The sequence below is a fragment of the Vibrio sp. RW genome (assembly GCF_027587105.1).
Lineage (GTDB): Bacteria > Pseudomonadota > Gammaproteobacteria > Enterobacterales > Vibrionaceae > Vibrio > Vibrio toranzoniae.
Map to the genome: position 1 here is coordinate 1 of NZ_JAPPTM010000030.1, position 23,899 is coordinate 23,899.

Annotated in this window: 19 protein-coding genes and 1 pseudogene; 7 read left to right on the forward strand and 13 right to left on the reverse strand. The window is 44.4% G+C overall.

Annotation, left to right across the window (positions count from 1 at the left end):
* The coding region (locus OCT63_RS18395; protein ID WP_269984272.1) for an Ig-like domain-containing protein at nucleotides 1-1,964 on the reverse strand (1,964 nt) is incomplete at its 3' end.
* Nucleotides 1,965-2,409: 445 nt separating this feature from the next.
* Here OCT63_RS18395 and OCT63_RS18400 point away from each other — a divergent pair.
* From OCT63_RS18400 to OCT63_RS18415, 4 genes are all read left to right on the forward strand, one after another.
* Complete coding sequence (locus tag OCT63_RS18400) at nucleotides 2,410-3,675, forward strand: TolC family outer membrane protein (RefSeq protein WP_060467611.1); 1,266 nt, start codon at nucleotides 2,410-2,412, stop codon at nucleotides 3,673-3,675.
* Entirely contained in the window at nucleotides 3,675-4,292 is a 618-nt protein-coding gene (locus OCT63_RS18405; RefSeq protein ID WP_161678298.1) for an OmpA family protein, read from the forward strand. Before OCT63_RS18400 ends, OCT63_RS18405 begins: the two co-directional genes overlap by 1 nt.
* A 134-nt stretch (nucleotides 4,293-4,426) precedes the next feature.
* Nucleotides 4,427-4,777: a DUF2750 domain-containing protein gene (locus tag OCT63_RS18410; protein WP_017055260.1), complete on the forward strand. Its 351-nt coding sequence runs from the start codon at nucleotides 4,427-4,429 to the stop codon at nucleotides 4,775-4,777.
* 163 nt (nucleotides 4,778-4,940) lie between these two features.
* Nucleotides 4,941-6,968, forward strand: a complete 2,028-nt coding sequence (locus tag OCT63_RS18415) for a tetratricopeptide repeat-containing diguanylate cyclase (protein WP_269984273.1) — start codon at nucleotides 4,941-4,943, stop codon at nucleotides 6,966-6,968.
* On the opposite strand, the gene queC is transcribed toward OCT63_RS18415, so the two are convergent.
* Entirely contained in the window at nucleotides 6,928-7,623 is a 696-nt protein-coding gene (gene queC, locus OCT63_RS18420) for a 7-cyano-7-deazaguanine synthase QueC (RefSeq protein WP_161678296.1), read from the reverse strand. The genes OCT63_RS18415 and queC overlap by 41 nt on opposite strands.
* A 58-nt stretch (nucleotides 7,624-7,681) precedes the next feature.
* Nucleotides 7,682-8,350 carry a 7-carboxy-7-deazaguanine synthase QueE gene (gene queE / locus OCT63_RS18425; protein ID WP_333482697.1) on the reverse strand — a complete coding sequence of 223 codons (669 nt, stop codon included), beginning with the start codon at nucleotides 8,348-8,350 and terminating at the stop codon, nucleotides 7,682-7,684.
* 184 nt (nucleotides 8,351-8,534) lie between these two features.
* Between queE and OCT63_RS18430 the strand changes: the two genes are divergently transcribed.
* Nucleotides 8,535-9,344: a Cof-type HAD-IIB family hydrolase gene (locus OCT63_RS18430; protein WP_269984275.1), complete on the forward strand. Its 810-nt coding sequence runs from the start codon at nucleotides 8,535-8,537 to the stop codon at nucleotides 9,342-9,344.
* 105 nt (nucleotides 9,345-9,449) lie between these two features.
* Here OCT63_RS18430 and OCT63_RS18435 read toward each other — a convergent pair whose 3' ends face one another.
* The 10 genes and pseudogenes from OCT63_RS18435 to OCT63_RS18480 form a co-directional block, all read right to left on the reverse strand.
* Nucleotides 9,450-10,862, reverse strand: coding sequence for a bifunctional NUDIX hydrolase/phosphatase PAP2 family protein (locus OCT63_RS18435; RefSeq protein WP_269984276.1), 1,413 nt, complete (start codon nucleotides 10,860-10,862; stop codon nucleotides 9,450-9,452).
* A 72-nt stretch (nucleotides 10,863-10,934) separates the two neighbouring features.
* Nucleotides 10,935-11,414, reverse strand: a complete 480-nt coding sequence (locus OCT63_RS18440) for a GNAT family N-acetyltransferase (RefSeq protein WP_060467595.1) — start codon at nucleotides 11,412-11,414, stop codon at nucleotides 10,935-10,937.
* Nucleotides 11,415-11,515: 101 nt separating this feature from the next.
* Nucleotides 11,516-13,045 (reverse strand): annotated as a pseudogene (locus OCT63_RS18445) (AMP-binding protein); the annotation flags it as partial.
* 116 nt (nucleotides 13,046-13,161) lie between these two features.
* Entirely contained in the window at nucleotides 13,162-14,334 is a 1,173-nt protein-coding gene (gene prpF / locus OCT63_RS18450; RefSeq protein ID WP_269984277.1) for a 2-methylaconitate cis-trans isomerase PrpF, read from the reverse strand.
* 9 nt (nucleotides 14,335-14,343) lie between these two features.
* Nucleotides 14,344-16,989, reverse strand: a complete 2,646-nt coding sequence (gene acnD / locus OCT63_RS18455) for a Fe/S-dependent 2-methylisocitrate dehydratase AcnD (RefSeq protein WP_443088555.1) — start codon at nucleotides 16,987-16,989, stop codon at nucleotides 14,344-14,346.
* A gap of 87 nt (nucleotides 16,990-17,076) precedes the next feature.
* Entirely contained in the window at nucleotides 17,077-18,279 is a 1,203-nt protein-coding gene (gene prpC / locus OCT63_RS18460) for a bifunctional 2-methylcitrate synthase/citrate synthase (RefSeq protein WP_269984279.1), read from the reverse strand.
* Nucleotides 18,280-18,437: 158 nt separating this feature from the next.
* Entirely contained in the window at nucleotides 18,438-19,334 is an 897-nt protein-coding gene (prpB, locus tag OCT63_RS18465) for a methylisocitrate lyase (RefSeq protein WP_269984280.1), read from the reverse strand.
* Between the two features lie 37 nt (nucleotides 19,335-19,371).
* Nucleotides 19,372-20,091, reverse strand: coding sequence for a GntR family transcriptional regulator (locus tag OCT63_RS18470; RefSeq protein ID WP_269984281.1), 720 nt, complete (start codon nucleotides 20,089-20,091; stop codon nucleotides 19,372-19,374).
* 161 nt (nucleotides 20,092-20,252) lie between these two features.
* Nucleotides 20,253-21,068, reverse strand: coding sequence for an AraC family transcriptional regulator (locus tag OCT63_RS18475; RefSeq protein WP_060467589.1), 816 nt, complete (start codon nucleotides 21,066-21,068; stop codon nucleotides 20,253-20,255).
* A gap of 13 nt (nucleotides 21,069-21,081) precedes the next feature.
* Nucleotides 21,082-21,678 carry a LysE family translocator gene (locus OCT63_RS18480; RefSeq protein ID WP_269984282.1) on the reverse strand — a complete coding sequence of 199 codons (597 nt, stop codon included), beginning with the start codon at nucleotides 21,676-21,678 and terminating at the stop codon, nucleotides 21,082-21,084.
* Nucleotides 21,679-22,169: 491 nt separating this feature from the next.
* Here OCT63_RS18480 and OCT63_RS18485 point away from each other — a divergent pair, with 491 nt between their 5' ends.
* Nucleotides 22,170-23,141, forward strand: a complete 972-nt coding sequence (locus tag OCT63_RS18485; protein WP_060467587.1) for a tripartite tricarboxylate transporter substrate binding protein — start codon at nucleotides 22,170-22,172, stop codon at nucleotides 23,139-23,141.
* 248 nt (nucleotides 23,142-23,389) lie between these two features.
* Nucleotides 23,390-23,890, forward strand: coding sequence for a tripartite tricarboxylate transporter TctB family protein (locus OCT63_RS18490; RefSeq protein ID WP_060467586.1), 501 nt, complete (start codon nucleotides 23,390-23,392; stop codon nucleotides 23,888-23,890).
* Nucleotides 23,891-23,899: the final 9 nt, after the last annotated feature.

Here is a 23,899-nt window from a genome sequence, read left to right on the forward strand (position 1 = left end):
GTGGTATCCAGTTTCGCACTGTCTGTGTCGCTCGCTGGGTTGCCCTCTGTATCTGTCACATCCGCTTTCACGGTGATGTTGCCATCAACCAGATCCGTAGCACTTAGGTCCGCATCCACGCTGAACGTACCGTCCGCTTTCACGGTCGCCTCGAACTCGGCTGTGTTGCCTTGGCTGTCGGTCACGGTCAAGGTGACTGTCTGATTCTCTTCGACATTCGTTGTCGTACCTGACAAGGTCACTTCGTCTGCTTCGTCAACACTGATGTTGCCGTCGCCTACGGTCGTCAAGTCGATGGTCGGTAGATCCGATGAAACCTCATACCCCTTAAAAGCAGAACCACTAAACCCATTTCCAGCCCAATCATTACCTGTAACCGTTGCTGTGACTGAACTATCCGCAGCTAAGTCACTACCTTTAACATCAAGACTCCAAGACTTGTTACTTAAAACTGTTGTTAGGTAAGTTACGCCATTCACAACTACCGAAACTTGATCTCCAGGTCTCGCATCGCCCCCAACTGAGCCAGTTAAAATAACTATACTTTCACTCTCGCTTTTATTAATCACGTTATCATCGGTGATTGAATCAATTGAGATCGTGCCTCTAGCAAAAGTATCGACCAAATAGAACTCTGTTGAAGTCGCTGAGCCTATGTTTCCGGCAGCATTAACAACGTCGACTTTTGCATCTACGACGCTATCAGAATCAAATTGCAAATCGGATCCGTTCACATCAATACTATATTTACCATCCGTCACGGTTCCAGCATATTCAACGCCGCCAACGGTTAATGTCACGATAGCCGATTCATATGTTTCACCAGTCACACTGCCTGTTATCGTGACTGTGTCCGCAACTTCTTTTGCATTAATAACAGAGTCATCGGTTATTGGGTCTATGTCGATATTGACGTTAACTGATGTCTGGTCAAAGGTATGCGTCGAGCTACCTTTACTTTCAACTGAATTACCTGCGGCATCTTCAGAACTAACATAGACATCAAAAGCAGTATCTGCCGCTAAGTCTTCACCGCTAACGTTCAATTGCCAGCTTCCATTGTCGCCAACAGTTGTTGTGTAGATTGAACCATTTATTTCTGCCGTGACAGTATCTTCGGACTGAATATCGCCACCAACAGCGCTGCCTGTAACAGCAATAATTTTCCCTTGTTCAGTAACAGTGATTACATCATCTGATGTAATCTCATCTACATTCACAGTCCCCGCATCTGCTCGTGTATCAAGAGTGAACGTCAGCTCGCTGCTGCCTGATGTATTACCCGCTGCGTCGGTTTGACGAACGGTGATCGTGTTGTCACCTTCCGTTGGTACTGGTGCGGTTGTCGTCCAGTTTCCGTCAACGAGGTATTCTACTGTCGCACCCTCTTCTGTGCCGCCGACTGTGAAGCTGCCGTCATTGGTTAAGAAGTCATCCGCCGCTGATCCAGAGTCCGTATCAAGTGTCAGTGTTGGCGCATCTGGAGCTGTTGTATCACCGATGGTCTCGTTGTCTGTGCCTAGGCGTTGCTCAATCGAGCGGAAAGCATCTAGCAGACTCAAGCTTTGAGTACGAGACATACCCAACGCTTCAAAGCCCGTTGTTACAAATTCGGTACCTGGGGTAGTTTCTTGACCATCTCGCTCAATGGTTGCACTGATACTTATACTCGAACCACTTTGGCCAGCTTCAGTCGCAAATTCTTCACCTAGCTCAGTTGGGTCTTGACCTTCCTCTAAAGCCGCAAAGATATTTGCGATGTCTTGTTCAAGCTCAACTTCGCTGCCGTCTTCAGGTGAAAATCGTTTTACTGATACCTGAGATTCATTTGGGGACTCAAGAATTACGTCTCCTGGTTGTAGAGACTCACCATCTTGTAGGACTCGAATCGTACCATCGAGTGAGATAACAATGCGCTGACCAAGTGCAAGTACACTAACCAAATTCAATACTGTCACGTCCATATAATCCCCTAAAACCCACTTTTCATTAGCAACGTCAAACTTATGACATCTTATTTATAATATTAGTTAAAATATAACACTTAACAACGTATAATTCCTAGTTATGAATCTAGTATTTATCAAGCTAAGTGACAAGGTAATGACAGTGATCACATCGCACAATAATCAAAGTGCTCATATCAACGATATAAGCTATTGTGTTTACGATAAATAATAGGTTTAAACACATAAGATTAATGCTCTCGATAACACCATAAAATGCGCATTAATCGGTTAACATTTTTACAACTATTTACGTTCACTAGGTTAGCGAACGTGGTTTTTTTGGCGGTTCACCTAAAATTCATATATAACGACAGAAATTGAAGACTTAGGTGTGAGCTTAATTGTGGGGAGATGTAAATTGAATTGGCTTCAAAAAACAACATTGGGATTAGCTATAAGTATTAGCTTACCGGCGGCAGCGCAAACCTTAGAACAAGCCGTTGCGTTTACTCTAGAAGGGAATCCTGAAATTAAAAGTGCGTATAACGAATACGTGAGTAAACGTTACCTAAACGATGCTTCCGGTGGTGCTTATCGACCGAGCATAGATTTGGATGGTGGGATTGGCTATGAGCACACAGATCTCGTCACTAACCAGAACACGACAGATCTGACTCGAAAGGAAGCGACGATTACTTTGACTCAGTTAATTTGGGATGGCGCAAATACTTCCAACGATATTGATCGTACCGCGGCTGATGCAGAATCTGTTCGTTACCAATTACTCTCCAACGCCCAAGATATCGCTCTCGAGGTAACCAAAGTATACCTTGATGCTGTGAAAGCTTATGAAGTGCTCACCCTTTCTGAAAACAACCTAGCAACACACAAGGATATCTACAGCGACATTAAAAAACGTGTCGAATCTGGTATTGGCTCTACAGCAGATATGTCCCAAGTAGAAGCTCGTATTGCTAAAGCTCATGGTAATTTACTCGCAGCGCAAAATAATTTGTTTGATACACATACTCAGTTTAAGCGTATTGTTGGACAGTCACCTTTAGGTTTAGTGTTTCCGCGAGCGGACGCTGGAGCAATTCCTTACACCGTAGATGGCGCTCTTGCGAAAGCTTTCAACCAACATCCTGTTATCAAAATTGCACAAGCCGATGTGGACTCAGCTAAGTTCCAATATAAACAGTCTAAAAGCTCAAATTACCCGACCGTTTCTTTTGAAGCAGCTCAAACCTGGCGTGACGATGCTGGCGGTAATGAAGGTAGCAGCGATGAGTTTTCTGCTATGGTTCGTTTAAGGTACAACCTGTATAACGGTGGTTCAGACCAAGACCGTGCAGAAAGTGCAGCTTACCAACTCAACAAGGCCAAAGACCTTCGCGAGAGCACTTACCGTAATGTAGAAGAGAGTTTACGCCTCTCGTGGAGCGCTCTGGATTTAACCGTACAACAAAAAGAGTTCTTATCAGACCACGTAGACTCAGCATCAGATACGGTTATCTCTTACGAGAAGCAATACCGCATCGGTAAACGAACACTTCTCGATTTACTTAACACTGAGAATGAACTCTTTGAAGCTCGTAAAGGTTATTTAGATGCCAAGTATGATGAACAATATGCTAAATATCGGGTCATGAACGCGACCGGTAATTTGCTGACAGGTTTACGTGTCGATATCCCCCAAGAATGGAATGAAAAGGTAGAATATTAATGAAGCTACTAAAAGCTGTACTTCCGCTCTGTCTATTTGTTGCTTCCGCCAACATTTTAGCTGACACAAACGATGAAGAGTTCGAATATCGAGCGCTCCCAGAGAGCGTGCAAAGTTATGATCTAGAAGACGATGACAACGATGGTGTTATCAACGCCCGTGATTTATGTATTGATACACAAATTGGCGCAGAGATAGATAATGATGGCTGTGGCTCTTATTTCGAGTCTACGGAGGAGAAAGAACTTCATATATTATTTGCCAACAACTCAACAGAAATTAATCCTGTTTTCCTTGGTCAAATCCGTCAAATGGCAGCGTTTTTAAAGCGTTATGAAAGTACCACTATCCGCCTGCAAGGTTACGCCAGCAAAGTCGGAAATTCGGCTCATAACTTAGAGCTATCTAAAAAACGAGCATCAAATGTGAGACGAGCTCTAATCAGCAACGGTATTCAACCATCTAGAGTGACTATTATTGGTTATGGGGATACCGTTTTCGATAGCGAGGGGACCAAAATCAGCCACGCATTAAACCGAAAAGTCGTTGCTTCCGTTGCTGGATTTAAAGGCAATATTAAAGAAGAATGGCATATCTTCACAAAACTTGGAAGGTAGTCACAACCCGCGGTATCTAAGCTGAAACGTTATATAAGGTAACGTTTCAGTTTTCTTATAATTCCTTGAATAGCATGTACCTAAGCCTTCTATAATGTTAATCTTGCCACGTTATCAACATAGAGAATTAATCCATGAGCAAACTAACAGCTGATACTCAAGCAAACCTAGAACTTTTCGTTTCAGAAACACAAGAGACAAAACTTGTATGGGGCCTTCGCAATGAAGAAGGTTGGCTAGCATGTGACTCAACTGAATTCGAAACTAGCGAAGTTATGCCATTTTGGTCATCAAAAGAAGATGCTCTCGCTCATAATGTAGAAGAGTGGGCTGACTTTGAAGTACTAGAAATTCCACTTGATATTTTTGTGGAAGATTGGTTACTGACTCTTGCTGAAGATGGTGTTCTTGTTGGTACTAACTGGAATGCAAGCTTAGAAGGTAAAGAACTAGAGCCTTCGGACCTAGCGAAATTATACATCTAATTTTCATTATAGGCCGTACGGGAGCGTACGGCCTATTTATCTTCAATAAATATCAACAAGTTAGAGACTTACCTCGCATAGTCCCTCACCGACACCCCTTAAAAATTGAAGCAACATCAAACTAATTATAGAATATCGTTCTTTATTTGATTGATAGTTCCTTGTGATACACTCCACTTTCATTGCCTTGCTGCTTTTCATTAGCGTTTATTCTTATAGCCAAATATCAACAGCAGATGAACTACATAATTCATCAATCCCCTCCTCCAATCTACATGAGACTCCCAATGCCGATTGGAATGCGCTTTATCTATCGACTCTGAAGCACTCACCCGCACGTGCATTGAATATGCTCCAGACGCGCTACACTAACCTAAGTCATTTTGGAGATAAGCTCTACATATCATCCTTGTTATATCAATATATGATGCACAGAGGTCAGCCATTTTATGGTATGGACAACAAAGATAAGGAATATCAAGCCATTGAAGAAGCGTTTATTTTAGCTCTTACAAAGGATGCTCAAGGAGAAAATGAGCAAGCTCAAAAGATTTTTTTAACCTTACTGACGAAAATGCAGTCACGGAACGACCAAACTGGCCGTGCGCTATTGAAGTATCAGTTATGTCGTTCGTTAAACGAGCAAGCTAAGTACCATCAAGCAAACTACTATTGCTCAGCACTTAAAAATGCTTTGGATCAGATAGAAGACCCTATACTCCCTAAGTTCACTACTTATCGCGTCATCGCCAATAACCACCATTTCCGTAGTGATTATCAAGCTGCGTTAAATACCTACCTATCTTTGATCAATGTGTTTCCACAAGGGCATGATATTTCAGGAATCTATAACGATGTCGGTAATTTACTTAAAGAGCTGAAGCAATACGAAAAGTCGGCGCAGTACTTAGAGGAAGCGTTGACTCTAAGAGCTAATGCTTCTGATTTGATGAAAGCTCAAGTTCATCACAGCCTAGCTGACCTATACCTAAACCAAAGAAAAAACAGTTTAGCAATCGACCATTTTATAAAAGCAAAAACACTATTGGTTGCATCTTCTCATAACTACGGCATCGCTATGGCAAACTTAGGTTTAGGAAAAGCCTATACCCAAGCAAAAGAATATGATTTAGCCCAAAGCTACCTAGTCGAGTCTCTTTTAGCATCCAATGAACTCAATAATGATGTCATTCGAATTAATGCTTACCTTACAATAAGTGACATGTTCGAAGAACAACAACTAACAACAGAAGCACTTAATTATGCTGAGCAAGCGCTAGAATTAGCCGAACAAGTCACAAGGCCCAAATATATTGCTCAAGCACTTCTTCAATTATCTGATATTGAGCAAACCCTCGAAGATTACAAACAGGCTTTCTATTTGTATCAACGATACACGGCTATAGAAATGGAAACGCGAAATACAGACATCAGGTTAGCTTTTGAAGCGCTCGATCTTACTCACGCCAGATACGACCAAGAATTAAAACACTCACTCTTAACGCATCAAACGAGACAAGACCGACTCTATATTGAAAAAATGGAACATCAACGGCGAGTGTACAATATCATTGTAGTGGTGTTGCTATGCACAGCAATCTTTACCATGTTAATAAACAGAGCAATGCGAGCTAAGGCTACTATTGATGGCATGACAAAAGCCTATAACCGAACCGAGATAATATGCAGAATTAAGCAAATTAAACGTTGCCAAGGAACAAATAATCAACATGTTCTTATTTTGCTCGACCTAGATAAGTTTAAGCAGATTAATGATGAATATGGTCACCCAACAGGTGACAGAGCACTCGTTTATGTGAGTAATCAAATAAGAAAGCATTTAGTCAAAGGTGAGTTATTTGGCCGCTTGGGCGGCGAAGAGTTTCTTGTCATGCTGACCGACATCAAGCCTTCTGAGGTGCGCGAACGTGTTGAAGAACTGCATTATGCGATATCAAACAGTATCTTCCTGTCAGAAAGCAAAAAGCCACTTAATGTAACCGCGAGTTTTGCTTATCTAGCAACCTCAAACGCACTAAGTGACTTTGATGAGCTCTACTCTGTTCTTGACCAAGCACTATATCAAGTAAAGAGTGGTGGTCGAAACGGCATCATTGATGCTTATAACGAACCGATTGATCTACCTGAAGCTATTTATACTCCGTCTGTTTACGAACCAACTCAGCCATAATGCTTTCACGGTCACCTAGGTAATCATTAAGACCTACTTTACGTAATTCACACGCAGGACAATCGCCACAGCCATCACCGATAATACCGTTGTAGCAAGTCAGGGTTTTGTTACGAACAAGATCAAGTGCTGAATACTGGTCGGCCATCGCCCATGTTTCAGCTTTGTTCAGCCACATTAATGGAGTTTTGATATCAAGCTGCTTGTCCATGCCTTGTACAAGTGCAGAATTCATCGCTTTTACAAAATCATTGCGGCAATCAGGATAACCAGAGAAATCTGTTTCACATACACCAGTAATCACCGTTTCAGCACCGATTTGGTACGCATAAATACCAGCCAGCGTTAAGAAAAGAATATTACGACCAGGAACGAACGAGTTTGGCAACCCATTCTCTTGTAGCTCATGTGACACTGGGATGTCATCACGGGTTAAAGAGCTGATCGCCAACTCATTTAGCAAGGTCACATCCATCACTTTGTGCGCTTTAACACCAAGCTCTTTTGACAATGACTCAGCCACTTCAATCTCTAGTCGGTGGCGCTGACCATAATCAAATGTAATCGCATGAACTTCGTCATACTCTTTTAATGCTTGAACAAGACATGTTGTTGAGTCTTGACCGCCACTGAATACTACCACTGCTTTTTTCATATTAAATCCTTACGAGAACCTTCTACTAGCGACTTATCTTGCCCAGTAAAAATACAACCTACGCGATGCTCAAATATTTGTGAGTTTGTATTGATAAGCGCCAATTCCGCTCAATGCAGGTATCAATACAGAGTTGCGTCGCGCGATCTTTTTGACTGATTGGTTGCAATGCGATAATGGTATCGCTCGAAACATCCACTCGCTCCAATAAAGCATCAAGCTGTTCGATGTCTTTGCTTGTGCCGACTGGGTGTTTAATCTCGTTAGCGCGTAGTAAGGCACTATCTAGGATGTCCAGTTTCGCTTTCATCGCCACCTTCGGTGACACCGTAACCCAAGTATCCGATGTGGCTTTAACTTCTGATGTTCCGCTAGTTTCAATCTGGCAGCGACAACCGTGCTGCTCAAATGCTTCAGTAAGAGGAACAAGATCATAAATGCATGGCTCACCACCAGTAATCACAATGTGCTTAGCAGTGTAACCTTGCTTGATATATTCATTCACGATTCCTTGAGCATCAATGGCTGACCAAGTTGGTGAATCCTCTGTTTTAACCATGATGTTACCAAGACTAGTTTCATCTTTAGGTAATGCGTCCCAAGTCTGTTTGGTATCGCACCAAGAACAGCCTACAGGACAAACTTGCAGACGAACAAAAACAGCGGGAACGCCAGTAAACATGCCCTCACCCTGGATGGTTTCAAACATTTCATTAATCTTGTACAACTTTCCCTCTGCTTTATTATTTGATGAAATTAATCAACCGCAGACCTTAAAGCACTTACTCGTTTTGGTCAAACAAATGAATAGCGATAAATGAGTTGCTCAAACCCCTAGCCTGAAGTTTCAAGTTCCCTTATCCTTTCGTTCATTAGGTTTCGTTAAGCTTTAATTTTTAATAAGGAACAACATGTACAAACTGATTGCTCTTGATATGGATGGCACACTACTCAACAGTGAAAAAGTGATTTCTCAAGAGAACAAAGACGCGATCGCCAAAGCTCGCGCTGCAGGTGTGAAAGTGGTTCTCGCTTCTGGTCGCCCTTTAGAAGGCATGCAAAGCAAGTTAGATGAACTTTCAATCAACGGCGACGATGACTTTGTACTCTTCTACAATGGCTGTATGGTTCAGAACGTCTCGACAAAAGAGCTCATCCATAGCGAGATCAGTAATGGTAAAGCAGCGAAAGAGGTCGCGGTATTAGCTGAACAACTTGGTGGCTATGTTCATGCTTTCAGCAAGGTTCATGGTTTGATTACTCCAGAGAATAATGAGTACACAAGTATTGAAGCGCGTATTAACGGCTTAGACATAACCGAACTCGATTTCTCTCAACTGGAAGACGATCATGAAATTATAAAAACTATGATTGTAGCTGAACCAACAAAATTAACTGGAATCATAAGCAATTTACCTCAGCAGCTTAAGAGTCAATTCACTATCGTGCAAAGTGCCCCCTTCTTCTTAGAGTTCTTAAACCCAAATTCGAACAAGGGTGTAGGTATTGAAGCCATTGCTAAGCACTTGGGTATTAAAGCAGAAGAAGTGATCTGTATGGGTGATGCAGAGAACGATCATCACATGCTTAATTTTGCTGGCCTTGGCATTGCAATGGATAACGCAATGGAAGAAACCAAGAAGTTAGCTGACTACATAACAGCAAGCAATGACGACCACGGTGTAGCCGTCGCGATTGAAAAGTTTATCTTCAACTCGTAAACGTTAGATAAACCCTTAGGCTTTATCTATCTCGCCCTAAAATATCTTGAGATAAAGAAGGCTGTGCAATGCACAGCCTTCTTTTATTTAACAAGAGTGGCTTAACTATTTCCGAGCCCAAGGCAGACGAAACGCGACTACACCAAATAAAATCAAGGTTGGGAAACGTAACGTCTCAACAATAAAAGAAGCGATACCACTAAAAGAAACAAAGCTCCCAGCCCAACTGATCAGCAAGTTACCAGCAAGTAGCATCACAATGACCCCAATCACGACCGTAAATGAGAACTGACCGACCAAAGGTTTTGAGTCTGTTAATGTTACAAGGCAAGCAATCGTCATCAAAATCGCCACCCAGAATGAGAATGTTGGTAATGGCCAGATAACCGTAAGTACGATTGATAACAGGCATAAGCCCCACCAAACACCTTTAGAGCTCAATAACACACTAATATCAACATCAGGTTTCGCGTCTAATCTCACAACATGCCACGTTGTTAATGCTCCCAATACGCCGCCAATCAAAACATCACTAAAGAAAGCACTGCCTGAATAAGACTTAAACAGCATTATCCAAAGTAGACCAACGACCACAATCACTGTCGACTTTTGTTCAAACAAACACTTTAGTTTCCAAAATACTAATAAGCTTAAACTGACCCATAGGGCAGCTAACAAACTTGGAAAACTATACCCACTGCTCATCACCAGTTTCAATGTTGGTAAATAGGCGTGCGGAGGTGGGAAACCAAAGCCTTGGTGCGCAATTAAAGTAAGCAGTGTTACTGATATCAACGTGAAACCAAACTTCAACGCAAAATTACGGCCAAAATACCAAGCTATCAACGGCAGGATAATGATGAAAACCCAGGGCTTTACGAGTAAGTCAGTCAAAAGTGCCGTACTAGAAAACACACTCGGCAAATTATCGAACGTGTTTTGAAGTGAAACAATCCAGTTCAGTTCAACTTGGTGAACTTTCGGCGCAGCGCCCACTAGCTCAGTCACATAAGTCACTGGCTGATCAGTCGCGGAAAGAAACAGCTCGTTAATCTCAGACCACTGTTCTGGGTAACGGTATTGATTTGCTTCCAACTCTATAGGAGGAAGCAACATCGCTCTGCTAACCTCCACTCCATAGTGAGGAGCAAACCAGATAGGAAGTTCAAAGCCACCTAGATCATTTCGCGCTTGATAACTGATCACTTCAGAGTCAGAGACACAGTCAAACACAACGGCGCTATCAGTGTAACCCAGCACATCACCAACAGTAACGGACAAACCGGCCTCTTCCCAAGTTTCACGTTGCGCTGCGATAGCTGGCGGCTCACCAGAAACAACAGTGCCACCCGGCAGAGATAATTGACCTGTGATCAGTTCATCAACCAACACTATTTGGTTATCAGCACGCACTACACACAAGGCGCCCGCGACATGATCAGGCAAGGTGTTGCTTGCCCAAGCGGAAGTAGTACTCAAAAGAGAAAGAATAAGAACTAATAAATATCGAATAACCAACAAGTTTACCTAAAAATAAAAGCTGCAAATACAGAATACTCTAGTGTAATCAAACACAACGAAGACTGCTGTCTATGTTTCGTGCAAAGACTTTCTCATCCATTGAATATGAGGAGTGAACCCCATTTTTTGATAGAAATCCTTGGCAGGTGAATTAAAATCCCAAACCTCGACAAAAACCTGCGTCACGCCATAATCCTCAAAAGTCGACTCAACACGACTAAATAGCATTTTCGCCACCTTCAGTTTACGATATTCTGGCAAAACAAAAAGCTCGTCGACACTGCCCATCTGTACCGGTTTACTCACCGTTGAGATAAGCTCACAAAAATGCCCCGAGATAAAACCAATAATCAGTTCTCCTTTTAATGCCACGTACACCAAGCATTCAGGGTTATCCAAATATCGTGCGATACTCTTTTCCAGCTCTATTTCTTCAGCCGTTTTAAAATGCTCAGGACACGCAATATGATGATGTTGGTGAAGATCAAACATCAACTCATTAAGTTGCTCTAGATCGGTGTGCTTTGCTGCCCTTAGGGTGACATTCATGACGAGTACGCTTCTCAAACCAAATTAGTATTTAAATTAAGTCTAGTTTACTTGCAGTCAATATCTATACAAGTGATTGAATTAATTCATTGTTTGAACGGCACATTTATCACATCATCAATACGACCCATAATAAATAGGTAACCATCTTCATCAAGATAACCACCGTCACCCGACACATAATACCCCGGGAATTGACTCAGATAGCCGGATTCAAACCTATCATGATTGCGCCATACCGTCGGTAAACAGCCAGGTGGAAGCGGTCGTTTGAGTGCAACGAAACCTTGTTGGTTAGCTTGTGCAGGCTCACCCAATTCATTGAGGATTTCGACTTGATAGCCCGGTACAGGTTTAGTTGAAGAGCCCGCTTTCACAGGCAAAGACTCAAGTCCTATAAGGTTAGCTGAGATAGCCCAACCCGTCTCGGTTTGCCACCAATGGTCAATAACCGGTTTGCTGGTATGAGATTCAACCCAATCTAATGTTGGCGGATCTAAGCGTTCGCCAGCCATAAAGATCGACTTCAGTGATGACAAGTCATACTTGATGAGCAACTCACCTTCTGGGTCTTCCTTCTTAATCGCTCTAAATGCGGTTGGCGCAGAAAATAACACGTCGACGTTGTATTCTTCACACACACGCCAGAATGCGCCGGGATCTGGTGTTCTGACTGGCTTGCCTTCAAACAGAATCGTGGTACAGCCATGAATCAGTGGTGCGTACACAATATAAGAATGCCCAACCACCCAACCCACATCGGAAGCCGCCCAAAACACACCATCTTGCGGCATATCATAGATAGTACTCATCGAGTATTTCATCGCGACCGCGTGGCCGCCATTATCGCGGACAACCCCTTTCGGCTTCCCTGTCGTACCCGAGGTATAGAGGATATATAACGGGTCGGTTGCCAAAACAGGCACACACTCATGAGGCTCAATACCAGCCACCGCTTGTTGCCAATGCAAATCACGCTCTTTGTTTAACTCTGCAAGGCATTGCTCTCTTTGAAAAACTACGACTTTTTCAGGCTTCCAACGGCTGTCCATGATCGCGCGGTCAACCATCGGTTTATAAGGTAGAACCTTGTTGATTTCGATACCACATGAGGCGGTAATCAAGACTTTGGGTTCGGCATCTTCAATTCGAACCGCAAGCTCATGCGGAGCAAATCCGCCGAACACCACAGAGTGCACAGCGCCTAGTCGTGCACAGGCTAGCATTGCCATGGCTGCTTCAGGAATCATTGGCATGTAGATAACCACACGATCGCCTTTGGTTACGCCCTGTTGTGCCAACATACCAGCGGTCTTAGCCACTTGAACGCGAAGTTCATTATAGGTATAGGACGACTTGATACCCGTGACTGGCGAATCATAGATCAGCGCAACCTTATCACCACGGCCATTTTCACAATGATAATCCAACGCCAACCAACAAGTATTCATCACCCCATCAGGAAACCAGCGTTCAATACCGTTATCGTCAGTTTGTAATATCGTTTTTGGAGACTCAAACCAATCAATGGCTTGTGATTGTGTTTCCCAAAATGAATTTGGGTCTTCCCTCGCCCATTGATACTCGGTGATGTAATCCGTTTTTCTAGTCATTCGATTCGTAGCAGACATAGTGCCTCCTCCATGATTTATCCATTTCCCAAGCGGCTAGCCTTTGGCAGTAGCACTTGGTTGCACTCTTTTCTCAGCGTTGTTTTCGGAACATTTAACCGCTCACGACAATCGCTTTACTTGGGAAAAGGCACACGAATGGCACCTTCCATAATCACTCGGGCACTACGGCTCATGATCGCCCTTTCTATTTTCCAACCGCTTTCGGTCTGCAAAGCTTTAGCACCCACCGTCAAGGTTCCTGATGGATGACCAAAGGTCACAAAGTCACGAGAGCTCCCTCCCGCCGCTAAATTCACTAAAGTCCCCGGGACACTTGCGGCTGAAGCAATCGCAACCGCTGCTGTGCCCATCATGGCGTGATGCAGTTGCCCCATAGACAAAGCACGCACCAGGAGGTCGGTATCGTCAGCTGAAATAGGTTTACCACTTGAGGCTCGATACGATTGTGGCTTAGCAACAAAGGCGACTTTAGGTGTGTGTTGGCGAGATTCAGCTTGTTCTAACGAATCAATAAGCCCCATCGCAACGGCGCCATGCGCTCGGATGGATTCAAACAGTGCCAAGGCTTTTGCATCACTATTGATATCCGATTGAAGCTCAGTGCCTTGATATCCGACCGATTCCGCATCAACAAAAATGGTTGGGATTCCTGCATTGATGTATGTCGCTTTGATGCAACCTAGCTCTGGAACATCTAAGAAATCGACCACATTCCCTGTCGGAAACATTGAACCACTCGCATCGGCTGGATCAAGAAAATCAACTTGGATTTCAGCTGCTGGGAAAGTGACACCATCGAGTTCGAAATCGCCCAACTCTTGAACTTGACCATCTACGATAGGCACATGAACAATAATGGTTTTCTCTATATTCACTTGCCATACTCGCACTTCGACCACACCGTTTTCTGGAATGCGATTCGAGTCGACTAAGCCACTATGAATAGCAAACGGGCCAACCGCTGCAGACAAGTTCCCGCAGTTGCCGCTCCAATCGACAAATGGCTTGTCTATCGCCACTTGACCAAAGAGATAATCAACATCGTGACCGGCTTTACCACTCTTCGACACGATGACAGTTTTGCTGGTGCTGGACGTCGCACCGCCCATACCATCAGTTTGCTTACCATAAGGATCTGGGCTGCCAATCACACGCAGAAGTAATGTGTCTCGTGCTTCTCCGGCGACTTGCGCAACTTCAGGCAACTCTTCTAAATTGAAAAAGACACCTTTACTGGTTCCTCCACGCATATAAGTTGCCGGGACTTTTATCTGTTTAGCGTTCATCACAGGCTCCTATTGGGCGAGAAAGTCTTTGGCAAAGCGTTGTAATACGCCACCAGCGCTATACACACTCACTTCGTCTGCCGTGTCTAGTCGGCAGGTTACTGGCACATCGAGTTTCTCACCGTTTTTGCGAGTGATTACTAGAGCCAAGTCAGAACCCGCTTGGATGTCGCCATACACATCGTAAAGCTCGGTGCCATCGAGTTCTAAGGTGTTGCGATCCGTTCCTGCTTTGAATTGCAACGGCAAAACGCCCATACCCACTAAGTTGGTTCTGTGGATTCGCTCAAAGCCTTCAGCAACAATCACTTCAACACCCGCTAAGCGCACGCCTTTAGCCGCCCAGTCGCGTGATGAACCTTGTCCATAGTCTGCGCCAGCAACAACAATCAAAGGTTGTTTACGGTTCATGTAGGTTTCTATCGCTTCCCACATGCGAGTAACCTGTCCTTCCGGCTCAACTCGTGCTAATGAACCTTGCACGACTTCTCCAGCGTCCTTCACCATTTCATTAAACAGCTTCGGGTTGGCGAACGTCGCTCGTTGCGCGGTTAAGTGGTCACCTCGGTGGGTCGCGTAAGAGTTAAAATCCTCTTCCGGCACTAGCATTTTTGTGAGGTATTCCCCCGCCGCGCTCGAAGCGAGAATCGCATTTGAAGGAGATAAGTGATCGGTGGTGATGTTGTCGCCTAAGATCGCTAACGGTCTCATACTAGAAAGGCTTCGCTCCCCTGCGAGTGCACCTTCCCAATAAGGCGGTCTTCGAATGTAGGTACTTTGAGGTCGCCAGTCATAAAGCGGTTCAGTAGTTACCTGACCCTCGTCTGGCTGGAACATTTTCACGTAGATTTGTTGGAATTGCTGAGGCTTAACATGCTCACCAACAACGGCATCGATCTCTGCATCGCTTGGCCATAAATCACTTAAGTAGATTGGCTTGCCATTGTTGCCTATACCTAGGCTGTCTTTCTCAATATCAAAGCGAATCGTACCCGCTAAAGCATAAGCAACCACCAATGGCGGTGAGGCTAAAAACGCTTGTTTTGCATAAGGATGGATTCGACCATCGAAATTTCGGTTCCCAGATAACACGGCGGTTGAATACAAGTCGCGGTCGATGATCTCTTGTTGGATTTTAGGATCCAACGCCCCACTCATTCCGTTACAGGTAGTGCACGCATAGCCGACGATACCGAAGCCTAATTGTTCCAGTTCAGGAAGCAAACCTGCCGATTCGAGATATAACTTGGCGACTTTTGAGCCTGGAGCGAATGACGTTTTCACCCAAGGCTTACGAACTAATCCAAGCTGATTGGCTTTCTTAGCCACTAAAGCCGCGGCAACGACATTTCTTGGATTACTGGTGTTAGTACAAGAGGTAATGGCTGCGATGATCACCGCACCATCAGGCATTTGCTCGTCGCTGTACTGCTTAGCATGCTGCTCTTTCCAAGATGCTTGACTGATGCCTTGCTGGGCAAGTTCGCTGGTTGGCAGGCGTCGATGAGGGTTCGAAGGCCCCGCGAGGTTTCGCTCAACTTTCGACAAATCAAACTCGAGTACACGCTCATATTGAGCCGAATCGAGATCATCCGCCCACAGTCCGGTTTGCTTAGCATAAAGCTCAACTAATTCAACCTGTTCAGGATCTCGGCCTGTCAGCTTTAGGTATTGAATGGTCTGTTCATCTATATAGAACATACCTGCCGTCGCGCCGTATTCAGGTGTCATGTTTGAGATAGTCGCACGATCACCAATGGTCAGTGCACGTGCGCCTTCACCAAAGAACTCTAAGTAGCTTGAAACCACCCTTTCATTGCGAAGAAACTCTGTAATCGCAAGCACAATATCAGTCGCCGTAATACCTTCTTGTCTCTGACCCGTTAGCTTAACGCCCACAATACCTGGTAAACGCATCATCGACGGACGACCTAGCATTACCGTCTCGGCTTCCAATCCGCCCACTCCAATCGCAATAACACCCAACGCATCAACGTGAGGAGTGTGGCTATCAGTACCAACACAGGTATCTGGGAACGCAATGCCCTCTTTAGATTGAATAACCGGAGACATTTTCTCCAAGTTAATCTGGTGCATGATTCCGTTACCTGCTGGAATCACACTGACGTTTTTAAATGCGGTTTTACACCATTCAATAAAATGAAAACGGTCTTCGTTTCGACGCTCTTCAATGGCGCGGTTTTTGTCAAAGGCTTCGCTATCAAAGCCTGCGTGTTCCACTGCCAGAGAGTGATCAACAATCAGTTGAGTTTCAACAACGGGGTTCACCTTGGCGGGGTCTCCGCCTTGGTCGGCAATCGCGTCTCTTAATCCAGCTAAATCAACCAAAGCGGTTTGACCCAGAATGTCATGGCACACGACACGTGCTGGATACCAAGGAAAGTCTAAGTCGCTCTTACGCTCAATGATCTGCTTCAAGCTGTCTTCAAGAGCAACTGGGTCACAGCGTCTTACCAATTGCTCCGCCAATACTCTCGACGTATAAGGCAAGGTTTTATAGCTGCCCGGAGATATCGCATCTACCGCTTCACGGGCGTCGAAATATTCCAAGCCAGTTCCCGGTAAAACCTTTCTGTATTGGCTATTTTTAACGCCTACACTCTGCTCAAGACTCTGTTTTTTATCAATTTTCATATCAGGCATACATCCACCATTATCTAAAATTCTATTCATTAGATCTCAAGGACAACTCGATATATGAGTCGCCTTGAGACAGAAGGGTTAACGTAAATGAATAGGTAGCCAGTTTTTATGCTCTGGCCCGGTGTAGTCTGCACTTGGGCGAATAATGCGATTGTTTTCTCTTTGCTCGAACACATGCGCCGTCCAACCGGTAAGGCGACTCATCACAAAGATAGGCGTAAACAGTTTGGTTGGGATATCCATGAAGTGATAGGCAGAGGCATGGAAGAAATCCGCATTACAGAACAGGCCTTTCTCACGCTTCATGACCGCTTCAACGCGCTCAGATACCGCGTAGAGCTGCTCATCGCCCACTTCTTGAGCAAGTTCTTTCGACCAGCGTTTGATTAGTGCGTTTCGTGGGTCACTCTCACGATAAATGGCATGCCCGAAGCCCATGATTTTGTCTTTGTTAGCAAGCATCTTCATGATGTTCGCTTCAGCTTCATCGGCGCTTTTCCAATCTTGTATCATTTCCATTGCCGCTTCATTCGCGCCACCATGTAGAGGTCCTCTTAATGTGCCAATTGCTGCTGTTACACACGAATGAATATCCGACAGTGTTGATGCACACACACGAGCAGCAAAGGTTGAAGCATTAAACTCATGTTCCGCGTAAAGAGTGAGCGAGCAGTGCATCACCTTCTTGTGCAGTTCACTAGGCGCTTTATCCGTTAGCATCTTCAAGAAGTAGCCGCCCAAGCACGCTTCGCTTTTATCTTCAGTATCAATTCGAACGCCATCGTGACTGAAGCGATACCAATAGCAAATAATGGCAGGGAAAAGCGCAAGCATACGTTCTGTTGCCGATAGCTGCTCAGAGAAGTCTGATTCTTGCTCTAAGTTGCCCAACATTGAACAGCCTGTTCTCATCACATCCATAGGGTGAGCGTCTGCTGGGATAAGCTCTAATGCTATTTTCAACGGTTGAGGCAAGCCGCGTAGACCAACCAACAATGTTTGGTAATCGTCTAGCTCTTTTTCACTGGGCAAATGGCCTCTTAATAGCAGATGTGCCACTTCTTCAAATTGAGCATGGTTAGCAAGGTCGGTAATATCATAGCCACGGTAAGTTAAACCTGTTCCTGATTTTCCTACCGTACACAGCGCCGTAGTTCCAACACTCTGGCCACGCAAACCAGCACCGCCAATCGCCGGTGCGCTAGACGGTTTGGTACTCTCTTGTTGGTTTACTGTTGAAGCATTATCGACAGTTGCTTTATCACTCAAAGATACAGACATGATGAACTCCTTCTCTGGGTTAGCCGCCCTGCACTCTTTGGTGCTGACTATTTGTATTCGATGACCACGACTATCTCACTCGATTTCACGGACCCGATGTGGCGACTAACCATTTCACGTTATTGGATTAGGTTGACTCTTATTAATTGAAATTGGATTTATTCGTCACTCGAAAACAGCTGATCAAGCTTGTTCTCGTAATCGTGGTAATTCAGGTATTCATAAAGCTCTTTACGAGTTTGCATGGAATCCAGCAGTGCTTCTTGATTACCTTCAACTAACAAGTGTTTATAAACATTCTCCGCGGCTTTGTTCATCGCACGGAATGCACTGAGTGGATAAAGCACCATGTCGACACTCGATTGCGCTAGTTCTTTGCAGTTGTAAAGTGGTGTTTGCCCGAATTCAGTGATGTTTGCGAGAATAGGCACGTGCTTACCCGTCGCTGATTTCAGCGCCGTCGAGAACTTCACGTATTGGTCGAGTTGGTTCATCGCTTCAGGGAAAATCATGTCCGCACCCGCTTCAACACACGCAATCGCGCGTTCAATCGCACTATCTATGCCTTCAACCGCCAGTGCATCGGTACGAGCCATAATCACAAAGCTCTCATCGGTTCTCGCATCGGTTGCGGCTTTTACTCGATCGACCATCTCTTGTTGGCTAACGATCGCTTTATTAGGACGATGACCACAGCGTTTCTGTGCCACTTGGTCTTCCATGTGAATTGCCGCTGCGCCTGCTTTCTCCATCGCGCGAATCGTACGTGAGATATTGAACGCGCCACCGAAACCCGTGTCGATATCCACCAGCAAGGGCAAATCACACGCATTGGTAATACGTTCAACATCCACCAACACATCGTTTAGTGTGGTGATGCCTAAATCAGGCAAACCGTAAGACGCATTGGCAATACCTCCACCAGACAAATAAATGGCCTGATGACCCAAGTTCTTTGCCATCATCGCGCAGTACGGATTCACCGTGCCGACGATCTGCAGTGGATCATTGTCTTGCACAGCTTGTCGGAACTTTGCTCCTGCTGATAACTTCATAATGACGCTCCCTGTTAATTGTGTATTTGTAAGCCTGTTAATCCATATCTTTGGATTGAATTTGTTGTTCGATAAGCAGTCGACTACCGGAGATATGTCGACGCATCAGCATTTCTGCCAGCTCTTCATCACGGTTGCGGATTGCTTGTAGGATATATTTATGTTCATCAAGCGCCTCTTTTGGGCGAGACTGTGCTCTAGGCGATTGGTAGCGATACATGCGTAATAAGTGATAAAGCTCATCACAAAGTAGAGAAATGAGTTTGCTGTTGCGGCTGGCTTTAATGATTCGATAATGGAAATCGAAATCACCGTGTTGGTGGAAATAGGAAGAGCCCTCTACTTCATCGATATGCTGAGAGTGTGTCGACAGTAACCCTTCAAGCCCGAGAAGTTCTTCTTGTGTGATGTGTCGTGCTGCGAGTCGCGCAGCCATACCTTCTAATGCTTCTCGAACCGCGTAAAGCTCAAGCAGTGTGTCGGCTGAGAATGTAATCACTCGCGCTCCGACATGAGGAATGCGCTCAATAAGCCCTAGCCCTTCAACCCGCATTATCGCTTCACGCAATGGGCCTCGGCTTACCTCAAAGCGTTTAGCCAGCTCGGGTTCCGAGATCTTACTGCCCGGAGATAATTCACCGTTAACAATCGCCTCAACGAGGTATTCCGTCAGGTTTTCTGACTTGGTGCTTTCTTTATCGCTCACACGAGTTTTCGTATTTGTACTTAAGATGAGATCTTTTATCGCAGTATTCATATTCACGCTGCTCACTTCTGATTGCTGAACGTCAATTGTCAATTGTCAACAGTTTTATAACATGAATATAAAATACACGATTAAATTATCGACAATCAAGAGAATTGTCGACAATTTAGACTAAGGTAGTATTTAAGAAGGAGCGAATTACAACGATTAAATCAGAGGAAAAAGGATTGATAGACCCTTGGTGTTACTGCCACTCTCCTCTTAAAGTTACGTTGAAAATGCGCTTGATCAGAAAAACCAAGCGCGTTTGAAGTGTCGACAATTGTTTGCCCTGTCTTAAGCATGGATTTCGCACGTTTAATCCGTTCATCAAGCAAATACGCATGCGGTGATAACCCATAAAACTGTTTGAAACTACGAATAAGATGATATTGACTAACGCCTACCTCTTCCGCGATCTCAGACAAACGCAAATTGTATTCAACGTTATCGAATAGTTTTTCTTTTACGCGCTGAAGGTGAGGTAACACGGACGTTGTACGCAAGGTATTGGTGTTCGACTGCTGGAGACATTCTTCAATAAAATCATAAAAATGAGTTTCGGCCTCAAGATAGGAGTGACCGTTAACAAGAGAAGTGTAAAGCTTTTGAAAGCTGTTTCTTACCTCGCCCCCTTTCTCGTAATCGTGCAAAAACGCACAATAATCGTATTGTCTATCCCCTGTTATTTGCTGTTGGATATTACCCATCCAATGAGTATCCACAAATAGCATGTTATAAGACCAACTTACCGTAACAGGATTGCAAGAATGAATATCTGAGGGGTTAATAGTAACAATATCACCACGCCCTATTTGGTGTTGGGAACCTAGGTTGCGGTAGTGAGCAGCGCCTTGCTGAATAACACCAAACGAAAATTCATCGTGAGAATGCGCGTCATAGCATGCGCTCGATTTATCCGCTATTCTAATTTCAATGTTCGGCAACAAGGTGCTTTGCTTAAAAGCGACCGTGCGATCCTTTGCCATATCATTCTCCTTCTTATGCCCAAATACTTACTATCGAAACGACGAGTAGTCCAGCCATACCCCAGTTGAACATTGTTTGCTTCACCTCAGATTGTAATGCCTTTCTTATCGCCTGTCCTAAAAATACCCAACTCGCCACCCCCACTAAGCATGCAGCTAGAGATATCAAGGTAAAGAGCAGTAGCGCGATGGAAGACGATGGCTGATCGACAACATATAAACTAATACCCGACATCGCAACTAACCAAGCCTTGGGATTTATACATTGCAAAAATGCGCCCTGCCACGCATTAGGGGCTTTGTCTTGCGAAATAGCGTCAATGCTTTGATATGGCGCAAAAGCAATTTGTTTTGCGAGGTAGAGTAAAAATAGGGTCCCTACAATTTTCATCAACCATGCAATATTTGGAATCCCACTTGCTAATAATCGCAATAAACTTCCTGAACAAAAAACGATGGTGGCATAAGCAATACTCGCTCCTACTACATACCTCAACGCAACCTTTAAGCCGTAATTGGCCGACGTACTAGTTGCCACGATATTTACCGGTCCAGGTGACAAAGCTCCAATCATCGCAAATGTGAACATAGCTACCCATAATTGTTCCATGACAGTTCCGTTTATTCTTTTGCTAAAACACTAAAGTACCTAAACTTCAAAACCCGTTATTGAACAAAATTGCTATGATCTCATCTACTTTCTATGCTTCTTTCAGTTTTTAAACGCCTTACTGGTATAACGCCTTTACATATAACCCTCAGATGAAAAAATTCGCATTTACCTGCGCCTTTCATTCATCGCCCACTCTACAATACAGTCATTCTAGATCTCATCATCTAGCACGTGACCTCGAGATATTTGTTTACATCAACATACGTGACTCTTTTATGGATAAGAGAGAGTAACCAATCCGTGAACTTTATGAACTTTATTCACCCAATGTTCTTTATCCTCAATATCGCCGCATTGCAGACAATTCGTTAACACATCGTTAACTTTAGCTTCATCTACTAAGCAATACCCTACTCGTGTGTTTAGTAGCTGGATATAAACATAAGTTTCTCTCCATTGAAGAGAGCCCCTACATAAGGAACGTGAACATGTTCAAGGCACTGAAACCTACTCTTGCGGCTTCTATTATCGCAGCAACCTTTTCTTTCAACACTTTTGCTGCTGACGTAGAAAAAATACACTTCCTAATCCCTGGCGGCGCTGGTGGCGGTTGGGATATGACAGCTCGTGGTACCGGTGATGTACTGGTGAAATCAGACATCGTAGAAAATGTCTCTTTCCAAAACCTATCTGGTGGTGGCGGCGGTAAAGCCATTGCACACCTAATTGAAACGGCTCAACGCCAAGAAGACACGCTAATGGTGAACTCAACACCTATCGTTGTGCGCTCTCTCACGGGTATTTTTCCACAGTCTTTCCGTGACCTAACGCCTGTTGCTGCAACCATTGCCGATTACGGCGCAATCGTTGCGTCTGCAGATTCTAAGTACAACACGTGGGAAGACGTAGTAAAGGAATTCGAAACCAACCCACGTAAAGTGAAAATTGCTGGCGGTTCAGCTCGTGGCAGCATGGATCACCTAGTTGTAGCCGCAGCGTTCAAAGGTGAAGGTTTTGATGCGAAAAAGGTTCGCTACATTGCTTACGATGCGGGCGGCAAAGCAATGGCTGCACTGCTTTCTGGTGAAACACAACTGCTTTCAACTGGTCTTGGTGAAGTACTCGAGATGTCTAAGTCTGGGCAGGTGAAAGTACTGGCGGTAACAGCACCAAAACGTCTTGAAGCAGCACCTAACATCCCAACACTGACTGAGTACGGCAACGAAACAGTATTCGCTAACTGGCGTGGTTTCTTCGCGGCACCGGGCACTAGTCAAGCGAAAATCAATGAATGGAATGAAGCTCTAGGCAAAATGTACAAAACCGATGAGTGGCAAGTGGTGCGCGACCGTAACGGTTGGATCGACAACTACAAAGCGGACAAAGATTTTTACGCCTTCCTAGAAGACCAAGAAAAACAGATGGGCGACCTAATGCGTGAGCTTGGTTTCTTGAAATAACCAACAACGATAGAGGGATTTTATGCCCTCTTACTCTTTCCTTGTTTCGCCGTACATGAGTTAACTTCAAACTCCTTTGTTTATTTGTAGACGTGTTACTAACGCTTGCTGATTCGTTGTAAACACAAGCGGCTTGCTAAGCCCAAGCACTGTAGTTCGCTTACCTTCGGTTAGTGATCCCAGACATTTCATTGACTCGCTCATGTACGGTTTTTTTACTTTTCTACACCACACAAATGGAGTTGGATATGTCGGACTTACCAACCAAATTTTTCAGTAAGGAATCTTTGCTTTCAGGCGATCGTCTCGGAGCTTTGATCTTTATGCTGGCGTGCTTGTGCTATGGCTACCAAACTACCCTGATTCCGCTGTTTCCCGGTGATGAATATGAACCCTTTACCGCGAGAACATTGCCTACCCTGCTGACTTTCATCGGTATCGGGTTATCGTTGATTTTGCTTGTCACTGGAGAACCAAACAAGAAAGTCAAATGTGAAACAACGCCGCTGAACTGGAAACTGCTGATTGGCTTCTTGGTGTTAATGGCACTGTACGGTGTTGGGCTGACGTATCTTGGCTTTGTTTTAGCTACAAGCTTCTTCTTATTAGCGGGCTTCTACCTATTGGGTGAGCGCCGTAAATCTATCTTGTTTGGCGCGTCGTTTCCTTTCGTTATCGCGTTCTTTCTTCTTTTAACTCAAGGCTTAGATATCTACCTAGAGCCTGGTTTAATCTTCACTCTTTGGTAGGGATAACAT